General features: G+C 63.6%; 16 protein-coding genes and 1 tRNA gene. All 17 read left to right on the top strand.

What is annotated here, in order from left to right; all coding sequences use genetic code 11:
* Positions 1-93 precede the first annotated feature (93 nt).
* The 17 genes from cyoA (at position 94) to WG908_RS14190 (ending at position 15,509) form a co-directional block, all read left to right on the top strand.
* Positions 94-1,212, top strand: a complete 1,119-nt coding sequence (cyoA, locus tag WG908_RS14270) for a ubiquinol oxidase subunit II (RefSeq protein WP_340187260.1) — start codon at positions 94-96, stop codon at positions 1,210-1,212.
* 169 nt (positions 1,213-1,381) lie between these two features.
* Positions 1,382-3,397, top strand: coding sequence for a cytochrome o ubiquinol oxidase subunit I (cyoB, locus tag WG908_RS14265; RefSeq protein WP_340187259.1), 2,016 nt, complete (start codon positions 1,382-1,384; stop codon positions 3,395-3,397).
* Positions 3,394-4,038 carry a cytochrome o ubiquinol oxidase subunit III gene (gene cyoC, locus WG908_RS14260; RefSeq protein WP_445326729.1) on the top strand — a complete coding sequence of 215 codons (645 nt, stop codon included), beginning with the start codon at positions 3,394-3,396 and terminating at the stop codon, positions 4,036-4,038. The genes cyoB and cyoC overlap by 4 nt, the downstream gene beginning before the upstream one ends.
* The gene (gene cyoD, locus WG908_RS14255) at positions 4,035-4,394 is read left to right on the top strand and encodes a cytochrome o ubiquinol oxidase subunit IV (RefSeq protein WP_340187257.1); all 360 of its coding nucleotides are present in this window, start codon (positions 4,035-4,037) and stop codon (positions 4,392-4,394) included. The genes cyoC and cyoD overlap by 4 nt, the downstream gene beginning before the upstream one ends.
* Entirely contained in the window at positions 4,391-5,086 is a 696-nt protein-coding gene (locus tag WG908_RS14250; protein ID WP_340187256.1) for an SURF1 family protein, read from the top strand. The genes cyoD and WG908_RS14250 overlap by 4 nt, the downstream gene beginning before the upstream one ends.
* A complete protein-coding gene (locus WG908_RS14245) occupies positions 5,083-6,420 on the top strand; it encodes an ATP-binding protein (RefSeq protein WP_340187255.1) in 1,338 nt (445 codons plus the stop codon). The genes WG908_RS14250 and WG908_RS14245 overlap by 4 nt, the downstream gene beginning before the upstream one ends.
* Entirely contained in the window at positions 6,398-6,943 is a 546-nt protein-coding gene (locus tag WG908_RS14240; protein ID WP_340187254.1) for a response regulator transcription factor, read from the top strand. The genes WG908_RS14245 and WG908_RS14240 overlap by 23 nt, the downstream gene beginning before the upstream one ends.
* 35 nt (positions 6,944-6,978) lie before the next feature.
* A tRNA-Gly gene (locus WG908_RS14235) sits at positions 6,979-7,052 on the top strand.
* 156 nt (positions 7,053-7,208) lie between these two features.
* Positions 7,209-7,961: an SDR family NAD(P)-dependent oxidoreductase gene (locus tag WG908_RS14230; protein ID WP_340187253.1), complete on the top strand. Its 753-nt coding sequence runs from the start codon at positions 7,209-7,211 to the stop codon at positions 7,959-7,961.
* A 283-nt stretch (positions 7,962-8,244) separates the two neighbouring features.
* Positions 8,245-9,741, top strand: a complete 1,497-nt coding sequence (gene ffh / locus WG908_RS14225) for a signal recognition particle protein (protein ID WP_340187252.1) — start codon at positions 8,245-8,247, stop codon at positions 9,739-9,741.
* A 44-nt stretch (positions 9,742-9,785) separates the two neighbouring features.
* The gene (rpsP, locus tag WG908_RS14220; protein WP_340187251.1) at positions 9,786-10,247 is read left to right on the top strand and encodes a 30S ribosomal protein S16; all 462 of its coding nucleotides are present in this window, start codon (positions 9,786-9,788) and stop codon (positions 10,245-10,247) included.
* A gap of 5 nt (positions 10,248-10,252) precedes the next feature.
* Positions 10,253-10,747: a ribosome maturation factor RimM gene (gene rimM, locus WG908_RS14215; RefSeq protein WP_340187250.1), complete on the top strand. Its 495-nt coding sequence runs from the start codon at positions 10,253-10,255 to the stop codon at positions 10,745-10,747.
* A 28-nt stretch (positions 10,748-10,775) separates the two neighbouring features.
* On the top strand, positions 10,776-11,027 hold the full coding sequence (locus WG908_RS14210; RefSeq protein ID WP_340187249.1) for a PIN domain-containing protein: 252 nt from the start codon (positions 10,776-10,778) through the stop codon (positions 11,025-11,027).
* Positions 11,027-11,308 (top strand): hypothetical protein, encoded by a 282-nt coding sequence (locus WG908_RS14205; protein WP_340187248.1) that lies wholly within the window; start codon positions 11,027-11,029, stop codon positions 11,306-11,308. Before WG908_RS14210 ends, WG908_RS14205 begins: the two co-directional genes overlap by 1 nt.
* The gene (trmD, locus tag WG908_RS14200; protein ID WP_340187286.1) at positions 11,305-12,042 is read left to right on the top strand and encodes a tRNA (guanosine(37)-N1)-methyltransferase TrmD; all 738 of its coding nucleotides are present in this window, start codon (positions 11,305-11,307) and stop codon (positions 12,040-12,042) included. Before WG908_RS14205 ends, trmD begins: the two co-directional genes overlap by 4 nt.
* A gap of 4 nt (positions 12,043-12,046) precedes the next feature.
* Positions 12,047-12,415, top strand: coding sequence for a 50S ribosomal protein L19 (gene rplS / locus WG908_RS14195; RefSeq protein WP_340187247.1), 369 nt, complete (start codon positions 12,047-12,049; stop codon positions 12,413-12,415).
* Between the two features lie 337 nt (positions 12,416-12,752).
* Positions 12,753-15,509, top strand: a complete 2,757-nt coding sequence (locus WG908_RS14190) for a TonB-dependent receptor plug domain-containing protein (RefSeq protein ID WP_340187246.1) — start codon at positions 12,753-12,755, stop codon at positions 15,507-15,509.
* Positions 15,510-15,544 lie beyond the last annotated feature (35 nt).

The raw sequence follows: 15,544 nt of genomic DNA, 5'->3' as shown, positions 1-15,544 counted from the left end.
CGTCAGCTTACCCCATGCCCGCAAATTGGCTATGGGGGGATTGGACAAAAGGTCCAATGTCCAGCCCGGATCATCCCGACTAGACGGGGAACCATGCCAGCCAGCCGATCCTGTCGCCGCATCCCCCGTCGCCTCGCCTGCGTCCTGCCGCTGCTGACGCTGGGAGGATGCGACTGGATCGTCATGAACCCGGCGGGCGACGTCGCGGTGCAACAGCGCGATCTCATCCTGATCTCGACCGGGCTGATGCTCCTGATCATCGTCCCGGTAATGGCGCTGACCATCTGGTTCGCGTGGCGTTATCGCAAGGATGCGCAGGCGCCCGACTATGACCCCGATTGGGACCATTCGACCAGCCTGGAACTGCTGATCTGGTCCGCCCCGCTACTGATCATCGTCGCGCTGGGGGCGATCACCTGGACCAGTACCCATCTGCTCGATCCCTATCGCCCGCTCGACCGCATCGACACAGGGCGAAAGGTCGCGGCGAACGACCGCCAGCTGGAGGTCGAAGTCGTGGCGATGGACTGGAAATGGCTGTTCATCTACCCTGAACTTGGCATTGCGACGGTGAACGAGATGGCCGCACCGCTCGATCGCCCGATCCGCTTCAAGCTGACATCGGCGTCGATGATGAACAGCTTCTACGTGCCTGCGCTGGCCGGCCAAATCTACGCGATGCCCGGCATGCAGACGATGCTCCACGCGGTCGCCAATCGGCCAGGCTCCTACGACGGATTTTCCTCCAACTATTCGGGCGCGGGCTTTTCGCATATGCGTTTTCGCTTCCACGCGCTCGACGCCGCCGGGTTCGACCGATGGGTGGCCCGCGTCCGCGCCAGCCCCGCCGCGCTCGACCGCAACGCCTATCTCCGGCTGGAACAGCCCAGCGAAAAGGTGCAGCCGCTCCATTTCGGCGCTGTCGAACCGCGCCTGTTCCACGCAGCGCTCAACATGTGCGTTCAACCCGGCAAGCGGTGCATGGACGACGTCATGATGACCGACGCCCGCGGCGGCGCGGGCAAGGAGTCCGCACGCGACACCGCCGGGCTGCGTCATGACGGCACGATCGACGTCGGCGGCTTTCACCCGGTCGCACCGGGCAAGAAGGGCGAGATCGCTCAGCCCGCAGGCATGACTCCGGCAGCCGACAAGACGCCCGCCGCGCAGCGGACGCAGACCGGCAGTCATCATGAGCATGAGGGCAAGTGATGCGCGGCTTGCCCCCTCATGATCGTCATCCTGAACCTGTTTCAGGGTCCATCCATCCCCACGAGGCTCCGTTCCCGGTTGCCAAATGGATGCTGAAACAGGTTCAGAATGACGAGACTGGCATGTTTGGGCGTTCCTCCTTTCTATCCGCATCAAGGCCGCAATGCCCATGACCCCTCACCCGGCATCCGAAAACACCGGCATATGGAAGCTGATCTTCGGTCGCCTCGACTGGAGCGCGATTCCGTTTCACGAGCCGATCCTGGTCGGCACCTTCGCCATGGTCGCGGTCGGCGGCTTCGTCGTGCTGGGGCTGGTCACGAAATATCGGCTTTGGGGCTGGCTGTGGCGCGACTGGTTCACCACCGTCGATCACAAGCGCATCGGCATCATGTACATGGTCCTGGGACTCATCATGTTCCTGCGCGGCTTTGCCGACGCGATCATGATGCGCCTGCAACAGGCGATGGCCTTCAACGGCTCCGAAGGCTATCTCAACGCCCATCATTACGACCAGATTTTCACCGCCCATGGCGTGATCATGATCTTCTTCGTCGCGATGCCGATGATCACCGGAATCATGAACTATATCGTCCCGCTCCAGATCGGCGCGCGCGACGTGTCTTTCCCCTTCCTCAACAATTTCAGTTTCTGGATGACCACCGCCGGCGCGGTCATCACGATGATGTCGCTGTTCGTCGGCGAATATGCGCGCACCGGCTGGCTCGCCTATCCGCCGCTGTCGGGCATCGCCTATTCGCCGGGCGTCGGCGTCGACTATTACATATGGGGGCTGCAGGTCGCGGGGATCGGCACATTATTGTCGGGCGTGAACCTGATCGCCACTATCGTGCGGATGCGCGCGCCCGGCATGACGATGATGAAACTGCCCATCTTCGTGTGGACCTCGCTCTGTTCCAACATCCTGATCGTCGCCGCTTTCCCGGTTTTGACCGCCGTGCTGGCGCTGCTCAGCCTCGACCGCTACGTCGGCACCGCCTTCTTCACCAATGACATGGGCGGCAATCCGATGATGTATATCAACCTCATCTGGATATGGGGCCATCCCGAAGTCTATATTCTCATCCTGCCGCTGTTCGGCGTGTTCAGCGAAGTCGCCTCGACCTTTTCGGGCAAGCGGCTCTTTGGCTACACGTCGATGGTCTATGCGACGGTCGTCATCACGATCCTGTCCTACATCGTGTGGCTGCACCATTTCTTCACCATGGGTTCGGGCGCCAGCGTCAACAGCTTCTTTGGCATCACCACCATGGTCATCTCGATTCCCACAGGTGCCAAGATCTTCAACTGGCTGTTCACCATGTATCGCGGACGCATCCGGTTCGAACTGCCGATGATGTGGACCGTCGCGTTCATGCTGACCTTCGTGGTCGGCGGCATGACCGGGGTGCTGCTCGCCGTCCCGCCGGCCGATTTCGTGCTGCACAATTCGCTGTTCCTGATCGCGCATTTTCACAATGTCATCATCGGCGGCGTGTTGTTCGGCCTGTTCGCCGCGATCAACTATTGGTGGCCAAAGGCGTTCGGCTTCACGCTCGACCGCACCTGGGGGGTGCGCAGCTTCTGGCTGTGGGTAGTCGGATTCTGGGTCGCGTTCATGCCGCTCTATGTGCTGGGCCTGATGGGCGTCACGCGGCGGATGCGCGTGTTCGACGACCCCGGATTGCAGATCTGGTTCCAGATCGCGGCCCTTGGCGCTCTCCTGATCGCAGCCGGCATCGCCTGTATGTTCATCCAGTTCTACGTCAGCATCCGCAACCGCGCGGCGCTGCGCGACACGAGCGGCGATCCGTGGGATGGCCGCACGCTCGAATGGGCGACCAGCTCGCCGCCGCCCGACTATAATTTCGCGTTCACCCCCGTGATCCACGATGGCGACGCCTGGGCCGACATGAAGAAGCGCGGCTATCAGCGTCCGCTGACCGGCTATGCCGCGATCCACATGCCGTCGAACACCGCGACCGGCATCATCCTCGCGGGCCTGTCGATCGCCTTCGCGACGGGCATGATCTGGTATATCTGGTGGCTCGCGGGCCTCAGCTTCCTTGCCATCCTCGCCGTGGCGATCGGCCACACATTCAATTACAAGCGCGACTTCCACATCCCGGTCGAAACGGTGGAGCGCATCGAAAGCGGCCGCACCGCGCTGCTGGCGGGGAAATGACAATGGCCACCATCGCGCCCGCTCCCTATCTGGACGATCAGGGCGATCCGCTGTTCCACCTCGCGCAGGAGCCGCATCATCCCGAAGGGTCCAGCACCATGCTGGGCTTCTGGCTCTACCTGATGAGCGACTGCCTCATCTTCGCCTGCCTGTTCGCCACCTATGCGGTGCTGGGCGGCAGCTATGCCGGCGGGCCGGGGCCGGGGGATGTGTTCGATCTGTCGCTGGTCGCGCTCAACACCGCGATGCTGCTCCTGTCCTCCATCACCTACGGCTTTGCGATGCTGGCGATGTCAAAGGGCCGCATCGCCGCAACCCAAAGATGGCTGGCCGTCACCGGCCTGTTCGGTCTCGCCTTCCTCGGGATCGAGCTGTACGAATTCGCGCACCTGATCCATGAAGGCGCAACGCCGATGCGATCGGGCTTCCTGTCGGCCTTCTTCGCGCTCGTCGGCACCCACGGGCTGCATGTCAGCTTCGGCATCATCTGGCTGGTGACGCTGATGGTTCAGGTCGCGCGCCACGGCCTGATCGCGGCGAACCAGCGCCGGCTTATGTGCCTGTCGATGTTCTGGCACTTTCTCGACGTCATCTGGATCGGCGTCTTCACCTTTGTCTATCTGACGGGAATGCTGCGATGAGCGCCGATCATCCCGAACAGGACCATGCCCCTGGCACGATGGGCGGCTACATGATCGGCTTTGGCCTGTCGGCGATCCTGACCGTCATCCCGTTCTGGCTGGTGATGAGCGGCGCACTCGGCAGCGCGCAGGCGACCGGCATTGCGATCATGGCCTTTGCCGTCGTTCAGATCGTCGTCCACATGATCTTCTTCCTGCACATGAACACCCGGTCGGAAGGCGGCTGGACCTTCATGGCGCTGATCTTCACGCTCGTCCTGGTGGTCATCACCCTCTCCGGATCGATGTGGGTCATGTACCATCTCAATCATAACATGATGCCGGCGATGACGCATGACATGAGCCAGATGCCGTGACTCCGTCCGCCCGGCCGGCAGCTGCGCGCCGGCCGATCGGCGTGACGCTGATCGCGGTCCTGCTGTGCGCCGGCCTGACCTGGCTGGGCCTGTGGCAGGTTCAGCGCCTCGCCTGGAAACAGGATCTGATCGCCAGCATTGCCGCGCGCGTCCATGCGCCACCGGTTCCCGCGCCGCGCGCGAGCGATGCCGAATATCTGCGCGTCACCGCCAGCGGCCACTTCCGCCACGACGCCACCACCCTTGTCCGCGCCTCTACCGTGCGCGGCCCCGGCTATTGGGTCATGACCCCGCTCGCAACCGACCGGGGCTTTACCATCATCGTCAATCGCGGCTTCATTCCGGCCGCCGGTGCGCGTTACGCTCGCCCCGGCGGCGGCGTCCGCGTCACCGGCCTGCTGCGCCTGACAGAACCCGAAGGCGGCTTCCTGCGCGCCAATGATCCCGTCGCCGGCAAATGGTATTCGCGCGATGTCGCCGCTCTCGCCCGCGCGCGCGGGCTGGAGGACGTCACGCCCTATTTCATCGATGCGCAGGCCGGCGCCGATCCGCTGCTGATCGGCGGGCTGACCGTCCTTGCCTTTCCGAACAATCATCTCGTCTATGCCCTGACCTGGTTTGCGCTGGCGGCCATGGTCGCAGGCGCCACCGCCATGCTATGGCGTCAGGAATGGATCGCCCGCCGGCCATGACTGCGCCGTTTCCGCTCAAGCGTCGCTGGCTGCCGCGCCAGTGGCCGGCCGATGCTGCCAGCGCCAAGAACATGCTGCTGCTGGTGCAGTTGCGCTGGATCGCCATCGCCGGCCAGATCGCGACCATATTGATCGTCCATTTCGCGATGGGCATCGCCCTGCCGCTGCCCGCCATGCTGCTGCTGCCGGGCGCGGCGATCCTGGTCAATATCGTCACGCTGGCGATGCTGCGGCGACGGCCCGAGATCGCGCCGCTTGAACTGTTTATCGCCCTGCTGTTCGATGTGCTGTCGCTCAGCATCCAGTTTTACCTCAGCGGTGGGGCGACCAATCCCTTCATCTCGCTCTATCTGCTCCAGGTCGCGCTGAGCGCGATCCTGCTCGATCGCGCGAGCGCGTGGTGGATGGTCGCCATCACCGCCATCTGCGCCAGTATATTGACCGTCGCCTATCGCCCGCTGCTGCTGCCATCGACCATGGCGGGGCGGCTCTTTGACCTCCACATCGCGGGCGCATGGCTATGCTTCATCATGATCGCGGTGCTGCTGATCCAGTTCATGACCCGCATCAACCGCAACCTGCAAGCGCGCGAGGCGCATCTGGCCGCCATGCGTCAACATGCCGCGGAGGAGGAGCATATCGTTCGCATGGGGCTGCTGGCGTCGGGAGCGGCGCATGAACTGGGGACGCCGCTGTCTTCGCTGTCGGTGATCCTGGGCGACTGGCGGCACATGCCCGATATCGCCGGCAATCCCGCGCTGGCCGAAGATCTGGCCGAAATGCAGGCACAGGTTCTGCGCTGCAAGGCGATCGTCACGGGCATCCTGCTGTCGGCGGGCGAAGCGCGCGGCGAAGCGCCCGAAGTCACCGGCATCCGGGCGTTCATCGGCGCCATCGCCCAGGATTGGCGCACCATCCATTCCGACATTATCCTGGGCTGCGAATTCGGCCCGCACGACTATCCCCGCATCGTCGCCGATCCGGTGATCCGCCAGGCGCTGGCCAATCTGCTGGACAATGCGGCAGAGGCGGGCGCGACTCATATCGACCTGATCGTCGGGCGCGATTCCAGCCAGCTCAACATCGCCGTGCGCGACAATGGCCAGGGCTTTTCCGACGCCATGCTCACCGAATTCGGCAAGCCCTATCGATCGACCAAGGGCAAGCAGGGAGGCGGCCTCGGCCTCTTCCTCGTCGTCAATGTCGTGCGCAAGCTCGGTGGCGACGTGACGGCCAGCAACCTGCCCGATGGCGGTGCGCAGGTGCTGCTGCGCCTGCCCTTGCCCACGCTCGCCTATGAAGGATCCGGCCATGAGCCCCACCACGAACGATGAACGGCTGCTGGTTATCGTCGAGGATGACCAGGACTTCGCCCGCACCCTCAAGCGCTCGTTCGAGCGGCGCGGCTATCATGTGCTCCATGCCGACAGTCATGAGCAGCTGGCGCTGCTGCTGGCGGACCATCGGCCCGGCTATGCCGTTGTCGATCTCAAGCTGGGCACCACATCGGGCCTCGTCTGCGTGCAGATGCTCCACGCCCATGATCGCGCGATGCGGATCGTCGTCCTCACCGGCTTCGCCAGCATCGCCACCGCCGTGGAAGCGATCAAGCTCGGCGCATCCCATTATCTCGCCAAGCCGTCCAACACCGACGATATCGAAGCGGCCTTCGCCAAGGGCCAGGGCAATGCCGCTGCACCGCTGGCGGAGCGTTCGACTTCGCTCAAGACGCTGGAATGGGAGCGTATCCACGAAGTTCTGGCCGAAACGGACTTTAATATTTCCGAAACCGCCCGTCGCCTGGGGATGCACCGCCGAACGCTGGCGCGCAAGCTGGGCAAGCGCCAGGTCGGTTGACGAATGGCCACGCGTCATGCCATGGCGAGCGCCACGCGGGTGTAGCTCAATGGTAGAGCTTTTGCTTCCCAAGCAAGTGACGAGGGTTCGATTCCCTTCACCCGCTCCATCCCTACCACAAATATCGATGCGTCCAGGCTATAGCCGCTGGCCATCGTCATGCATGGCTGCGCCGCTCGCTCGCCGATATCCTTTTGGCTGGCATCGAGGCGCGCCGCTGCTAAAGCTTGTTCTCAGCCAATCGAGCTTGACCAAAGGAGGAAGGATGCAGCGTTTCATCGACAAGGCCGTGATCGTGACCGGCGGCGGATCCGGCATTGGCCGGGCGACGGCGCGCGCCTTCGCGCGTGAAGGCGCCAGCGTCCTGGTCGCTGACATCGTCAGCGATCGCGCCGACGAAACCGTTGCCCTCATTTCGGATGAGGGCGGCAAGGCGCTCGCCTACCAGGTCGATGTTTCCAGCTCGGCCGAAGTCAGCCGGATGTGCGATGCGGCGGTCGAAGCCTTTGGCAAGCTCGACATCCTGTTCAGCAACGCGGCGGTGATCGACAAGGGCGCGCCCAGCGCCGAAATCGATGACGACCTGTGGGCGCGGGTCATCGGCGTCAACCTGTCGGGCACCTTTTACGGCATTCGTGCCGCGCTCCCGCATCTGGTAAAGACGAAAGGCAATGTCGTGGTCACGGCGTCGGTCGCGAGCCTGGGCGGCATGCAGGGCGGAACCGCCTACACCGCGTCCAAATTCGGCGTTGCCGGACTGGTCAACCAGTTCGCGTGCGAAGCCGCCGTCGATGGCGTCCGCATCAACGCGGTGGCGCCGGGCGGCGTCGACACCAACATATTCGACGGCATGGACGACATCCCCGCCATGCAGCGAATGGTCAGGACGAACACGCCCCTGGGCAGATTCGCAACGCCCGAGGAAATCGCCGAACCCGTCCTCTTCCTCGCCTCGGACGCGGCCCGCTACATCACCGGCACCTTGCTGCGCGTGGATGGCGGCGTCAGGTCGAAATAGGCAGGCCTCGTTCGGGGGTGCGGCATGGGTAAAGCCCGACGGCGCAGGCGCGCCCGGAGTCGCACCGAACGGCATCCGTCCATGCCGTGCCCGTGACGCCCTTGTCGCGGCACGCTTGCGCTCGTCGCCCGACTTCGCTAGGGGCCAACCGGATTTCTGACGACTCCATGGGGCGCATGTGCGCGCTCGGGATGGACGCTGGCCGGCGAGGTTTCGCCCGCCGGCGATTTTGTCGTTGGGGGCGCAGGCAATTCTCGGGCGCCATGCCCGGTTTTTTGAGGTGATGATGTTCGATTCGCTAAGCGATCGTCTGGGTGGTGTGTTCGACAAGCTTCGTGGGCGCGGCGCGCTAAGCGAGGATGACGTCCGCGCCGCGATGCGCGAAGTGCGAATCGCGCTGCTCGAAGCCGACGTCGCCCTGCCCGTCGTGCGCAAGTTCGTCGACGATGTGACCGAACTGGCGGTCGGCCAGAATGTGCTGCGCTCGGTGACGCCGGGGCAGCAGGTGGTCAAGATCGTCAGCGATGCGCTCACGGCCGTTCTGGGTTCCGAAACCGCCGAACTGCTGATCGACGTTACCCCGCCCGCGGTCATCATGATGGTCGGCTTGCAGGGATCGGGCAAGACGACCACGACGGCCAAGCTCGCCAAGCGCCTCAAGGAACGCGAGCGCAAGAAGGTGCTGATGGCGTCGCTCGACGTTCAGCGCCCCGCCGCGCAGGAACAGTTGGCGGTGCTCGGCCAGCAGACCGATGTGGCGACGCTGCCGATCATCGCCGGGCAGCAGCCGGTGGACATCGCCCGCCGCGCGCTCCAGTCGGCCAAGCTCCAGGGCTTCGATGTCGTCATGCTCGACACGGCGGGACGCCTGCATGTCGATCAGGCGCTGATGGACGAAATGAAGGCGGTGGCCGATGTCGCCACTCCTGCCGAAATCCTGCTGGTGGTCGACGCGCTGACCGGCCAGGACGCGGTCAATGTCGCGCAGAGCTTCACGGCGCAGGTGCCGCTGACCGGCGTCGTCCTGACCCGCATGGATGGCGATGCGCGCGGCGGTGCGGCGCTGTCGATGCGCGCGGTCACCGGCCGGCCGATCAAGTTTGCGGGTACGGGCGAAAAGCTCGACGCGATCGAACCCTTCCATCCGCAGCGCGTCGCGCAGCGCATCCTTGGCATGGGCGACGTCGTCAGCCTGGTCGAGCGCGCCGCCGAAAGCATCGACGCGGAAGAAGCCGACCAGCTCGCCAGGAAGATGGCGAAGGGGCAGTTCGACATGAACGACCTGCGCGCCCAGCTCAACCAGATGCGGCGCATGGGCGGGCTTGGCGCGCTCGCCGGCATGATTCCCGGCATGAAGAAGGCGCAGGCGGCAATGGCCAGCAGCGGCGCCAATGACAAGACGCTCATCCATCTCGACGCGATGATCGGGTCGATGACTCCCAAGGAGCGCGAAAAGCCCGTGCTCATCAACGCCAAGCGCAAGATCCGCATCGCCAAGGGCGCAGGCCGTACGGTGCAGGACGTCAACCGTCTCCTGAAAATGCATCAGGAAATGGAAACGGCGATGAAGAAGATCCGCAAGATGGGCGGCCTCAAAGGGCTGGCCAAGATGTTCGCGGGCGGCGGCGGTACCGGTGGCATGGGTGGCCTTGGCGGGTTGCTCGGCGGCGGCGGCGGTGGCGGGGGAATGGGCGGCATGCCCGGAGGCAGCTTGCCGGGTTTGACCGGCGGCGACATGCCCAAACTTCCGCCAGGATTCGACAAGTTCATGAAGAAATAAGCGTTTTTACACCGATTATATTCGATACAGAAAGGTAAATACCCATGGCAACTTCCATTCGTCTGTCGCGCGGCGGCTCCAAGAAGCGCCCCTATTACAAGATCGTCGTCGCCGACAGCCGTTCGCCCCGCGACGGCGCGTTCATCGAGCGCATCGGCAGCTACAACCCGCTGCTCGCCAAGGATGACGAAAAGCGCATCGTGCTGAACGTGGAACGCGCCAAGCATTGGGTCGGCGTGGGCGCGCAGCCCACCGACCGCGTTGCCCGCTTCCTCGACGCCGCCGGCGTCAAGGAGCGCACCGTGCGCAGCAACCCCAACAAGGGCAAGCCGGGCGAAAAGGCCACCGAGCGCGCCGAGGAGCGCGCGACCAAGATCGCCGAGGCGGAAGAAGCCAGGAAGGCCGCAGAGGAAGCCGCCAAGGCACCTGCCGAAGAGCCCGCCGTCGAAGCGCCCGCTGAAGAGGCTCCGGCCGCCGAAGCCGCCCAAGAACAGGCCGAGGGCTGAACCCCTTGACCGACAAGCCCGTCACGCTGGCCGCAATCATCGGCGCGCATGGCGTAACGGGCGAGGTTCGCCTCAAGCTGTTCGGGCAAGGCCCGGACAGCTTGAAGGCCTATAAGAGCTTTGACGCCGCAGGCCGCACGCTGACGCTCAAAACGGTGCGTCCCGGCCCTACCGGCGCGGTCGCGCGCTTCGCCGAAATCAATGGCCGCACCGAAGCCGAAGCGATGCGCGCCACGGCGCTGACCGTCCCGCGCTCTGCCCTGCCGCCGCTGGGCGAGGGCGAATATTATCATTGCGACCTCATCGGCCTGCCCTGCGTTTCGGACACGGGCGATGCACTGGGCACGATCGTCGCGGTCGAAAATTTCGGCGCTGGCGACATTATCGAAATCGAACTGCCCCGCGAGGACGACGCCAAGCCCAGGCGCATCATGGTGCCGATCCATGCAGCCCGGATCGACGAACAACGTGCCGTCATCGAGGCGGCGTTCGTGGTTTAATATATACTTTATGCATATATGCAGACCCGTGAGCGAGGACCAGATCATCGGGCGCAGCGCCGATCGGGCAGCGATGGCTCACCGCTTCGTCGATAGAGCGCGCGTCTGCGCTTATGATATACAGGCGGCGTCGATCCGCGCCCGGATTCCCTGCGGACGCGGCAGCTTCGATCGCCGGATCGCGGCCCAAGCCGTGGCTCACAATCTTGGCCTCGTCACCGACGAGGACGGCGACTTCGCCGCTACAGCCGGCCTGCGGGTCGAGAATTGGACGCTCTGATGCCATCGACCCCGACGATCCTGCTCGCTCTCAATCTGCTGCTGATGCTCGGCGCGGGCTGGCGGCTGTTCGGTATCGGCTGGCGGCCCCGCGTCAAGATCGCCGCGGCGGCGGCGCTGGTCCTGCCGGTGCCGCTGCTGTTCCTGTTGCCCGCACTGCGCGCGCCCGACCGCGCCTTTGCCGATCTGCTGATCACGTTCGGCCTGACCATGCTCGCCTGCGGCGCCGCCTGCATGGCGGGCGGGTTCACCGCGGCCTGGTTGCGGGCGCGTGGGCGCTGATGTTCGCCGCGCAGATCCTCACGCTTTACCCGGAAATGTTTCCAGGACCTCTGGGCCTATCGATCGCCGGGCGCGCGCTGGCCGACGGCCTGTGGTCCTGCGACCCCATTCAGATTCGCGATTTCGCCACCGACAGGCATCGCACCGTCGACGACACGCCCGCGGGCGGCGGCGCGGGCATGGTGCTCAAGGCGGATATATTGGGCCTTGCCATCGATGCAGCGCTCGCCCGCCGCCCGGACCTGCCGATCCTGGCCATGACGCCGCGCGGTACGCCGATCACCCAGGCGCGGGTGCGCGCGCTCGCCGCCGGGCCGGGCGCGACGCTGCTGTGCGGCCGGTTCGAAGGCTTTGACGAGCGAATCTTCGACGCCCGCCCGATCGAACAGGTCAGCATGGGCGATATCATCCTGTCGGGTGGCGAAATGGCGGCGCTGACGCTGCTCGACGCTTGCATTCGGCTGCTTCCCGGCGTAATGGGCGCGGCTTCCAGTGGGGTGGAGGAATCCTTTGAACAGGGGCTGCTCGAATATCCCCACTATACCCGCCCGGTAGAATGGGAGGGGCGCACGATCCCGCAACTGTTGCGATCGGGGGATCATGCGAAGATCGCCGCCTGGCGGAAACAACGGGCGGAGGATGATACACGGCTAAGGCGGCCGGACCTTTGGGAACGCCATATCGGCGTTCGGGACCGGTCGCCCTCTGGTGCGCAACGCGAAACGAAGGACTGAGTATATGAACCTCATCCAGCAGATCGAGGCCGAAAATATCGCGGCGCTCGGCAAGGATATCCCGACATTCCGCCCCGGCGACACCCTGCGCGTCGGCGTGAAGGTGGTCGAAGGCGAACGCAGCCGCGTCCAGAATTACGAAGGCGTGTGCATCGCGCGTTCGAACAAGGGCATGGGCAGCAACTTCACCGTGCGCAAGATTTCGTTCGGCGAAGGCGTCGAGCGCGTGTTCCCGCTCTATTCGCCCAACATCGATTCGATCACCGTGGTTCGCCGCGGCGTCGTGCGTCGCGCCAAGCTCTATTATCTGCGCGGTCGCACCGGCAAGCGCGCTCGTATCGCCGAGCGCCGCGACGTCCGCACCGAAGGCTGAACCGTCAGGCCATCTTGACAGTTGCCAAAAAGAAACAGGCGCCGGGGGCCTCTTCCGGCGCCTTTTTTCTGTTCTTTCAAAAAGCTGTGGCAATCACCGGATGACGATCCGCGTCCGCTGAAGAAATCCATTTTACGTTGCAGCGCAAAATCTTCTTTTCCTATGGCGGATTTATGTCAGCCTGACGTTTCTGTTGGTTGCTGGACTATCAGGGGTGAAGCCGTGAGGCTTTTGCCGGCGGCCCTTTATTGTCAACCAATCGTCCACGAGCACGCAAACAGAATAGAAAAGGAATTTCGGAGAGGCCTCATTCGATAATATATCAGGGGGCTAATGAATGAATTATCGTCATCTCGTTTCTCGCAGCGCCGTTGCCGCCGCATTGCTCTACGCGATGCCAGCCATCGCCCAGGACAGCGTCCCGCAAGCAGCCGAGGAAGATCCCGGCGCCACCATCATCGTCACCGGCACCCGCCGAACGGACCGCACGGTCGTCGATTCGCCGACGCCGATCGACGTCTATTCGGGCGCGGAACTGCAAAAGATGGGCGTCGCCGACATGATCCAGGTTCTTCAGAATCTGGTCCCCTCCTTATCGGTCGCGCGCTATGCGATCGGCGATGGCTCCTCGTTCGTCCGTCCGCCCAACCTGCGCGGCCTGGCGCCGGATCAGACGCTGGTCCTGGTCAACGGCAAGCGCATGCATCGCTCCGCACTCGTCCAGATCGGCGCCAACGCCCAGTCGTCCGGCGCGCATTCCGCCGATCTTGCACAGATTCCGGCGATCGCCATCAACAGCGTCGAGGTGCTGCGCGACGGCGCATCGGCGCAATATGGGTCCGACGCCATCGCCGGCGTCATCAACATGGGGCTGCGCGACAATACGGACGGCATTTCGGGCTATGCCCGCTACGGCCAATTTTATCGCGGCGACGGTGAGGATTATCAGCTCGCCCTGAACGGCGGCTTCAAACTGGGCGACAGCGGTTTCATCAACATCAGCGGCGAATATGTCAATGCGGGCAAGACCAGCCGCGGCGTCACACGCGCCGGCGCGCACCTGCTCGCCATGGAACAGCCCGATATCGGCGTTCCCGCGCTGGCGCAGCGCTACGGCAATCCAAAGCTTGAGGCCTATCGCTTCTTCGTCAACGGCGGATTCGACCTGGACGATAACAGCAGCATCTACTTCTTCGGCAATTACGGCCACAGCTTCCAGGAAGAAAGCTTCAACTATCGCCAGTCGGTGAACACGTCGGGCGTGGACATCGAAGGCAACAGTTTCGGCCGCAACGGCATCTTCAACGACATCTTCACCGATTTCGACAACAGCCTGCCCGGCATCCAGACCGGGGTTGCCGGCGGCAATGTCTATGCCCCCAACAATTATGAAGTGGCGGCGGTCCATGCCCGCCCCGGATCGGTCGTGCGCGACTATACTCAGGTTTCGACCTGCGCCGACCCGCTCGTGCAGAATTTCTCCTGCGTCTATTCGGGGGGCTTCACGCCGATATTCTTCGGCAAGATCGACGATATTTCAGGCACCGCGGGCTACAAGGGCACATTGGGCTTTGGGCTGAATTACGACATTTCGGGCAGCTATGGCCAAAGCACGCTGCGCTATACTATGGACGGGACGATGAATCCGTCGCTGGGCGTGAATTCACCCAACGAATTCTACCTCGGCAAGCTGGAACAGCGCGAAACCCTGTTCAATGCGGACTTCAGCTATCCGTGGGAGGTCGGGTTGGCCAGCCCGATCACCATCGCCTTTGGCGGCCAGTATTTCCGCGAATCCTATGAACTGGGGCTTGGCGACGCCGCATCCTATGCCATCGGGCCGTACACCGGCAATCTCGTCTTCCATCAGGACGGTTCGCCCGTTTTCACCGGCAACCTCAACAACGGGTTCAATCCCGCGCTGCCGGTCGGCCCCGGCAACTATCAATATACGCAGCTTGGCACCGCCCAGCCGGTGGGAGCCAACGGCTTCCCCGGCTACGGCCCGGCGATCGCCGGCGAAAGCAGCCGCAACTCGAAGGGCGCCTATATCGACGTCGAAGGCGACATCACCGAACAGTTCTCGCTCGGCTTCGCCGGTCGGTACGAACATCTTTCGGACTTCGGCAACTCGACCACCGGCAAGGTGTCGGCCCGCTATGCGGTCGTGCCTGACATGATCGCGCTTCGCGGTACATTGGCCACCGGCTTTCGTGCGCCGACGCCAGGACAGACCAACACGAGCAGCATCGCGACGGTGTTCAATCCCGGCAACCCGAACGCGATCGAATTCATGACCCTGCCGGTTTCCAGCCCGGTCGCCCAGTATCTGGGAGCCGTGCCGCTGACCCCAGAAGAATCCGTCAGCTTCTCGGTCGGCACGGTGTTCACGCCCGCGCCGGGCGTCTCGCTGACGATCGACTATTACAACATCAAGGTGAAGGATCGCATCGGCACGACCGGAGCGCGGGTGATCGAAGATGCCGATCGTCCGACGCTTCAGTCGCTCGGCCTTGCAAACTATGCCACGGTAAACGAGGTCCAGTTCCTGACCAACGCCTTCGACACCCGCACCCAGGGTATCGACATCGTCGGCAACTATCGCTTCGTGTCCGGGAGCCTTGGTTCCTTCAACACGACGCTCGCCCTCAACTGGAACAAGACGAAGGTGCTCAAAGTAGGCCTCGATCCGCTGACGGGCGACCCGATCATCAGCGACACCCGCGTTCAGCAGCTTGAAAATACCCTGCCCAGGACGCGCGTCATCTTCACCGAAAACTGGTCGAACGGCCCCTTCTCGCTGCTGGGCCGCGTAAACTGGTACGGCAAGTACAAGATCATCGAGGATGGCGGCTTCCTTGAAACCTTCGGCAGCGAATTCATCGTCGATCTGGAGGCAAGCTATGAGATCAACGATAATTTCACGGTGACCGGCGGCGTCCAGAACCTGTTCAGCAACTATCCGGACAAGATCACGCAGGGCGGCGTCTTTGCATCGACCGGGGGTCGGTTCACCGGCGACATCTATCCCGACGCCTCGCCGTTCGGCTTCAACGGCGGGTTCTGGTATGGCAAGGTCGCCTTCAAATTCTGACCTGAACGACAATGTCGTCAATGCGGTGGCCGGTC

The organism is Sphingobium anseongense (genome assembly GCF_037725245.1).
Classification (GTDB): Bacteria; Pseudomonadota; Alphaproteobacteria; order Sphingomonadales; family Sphingomonadaceae; genus Sphingobium.
This window is presented reverse-complemented; position numbering and strand designations above follow the sequence as displayed.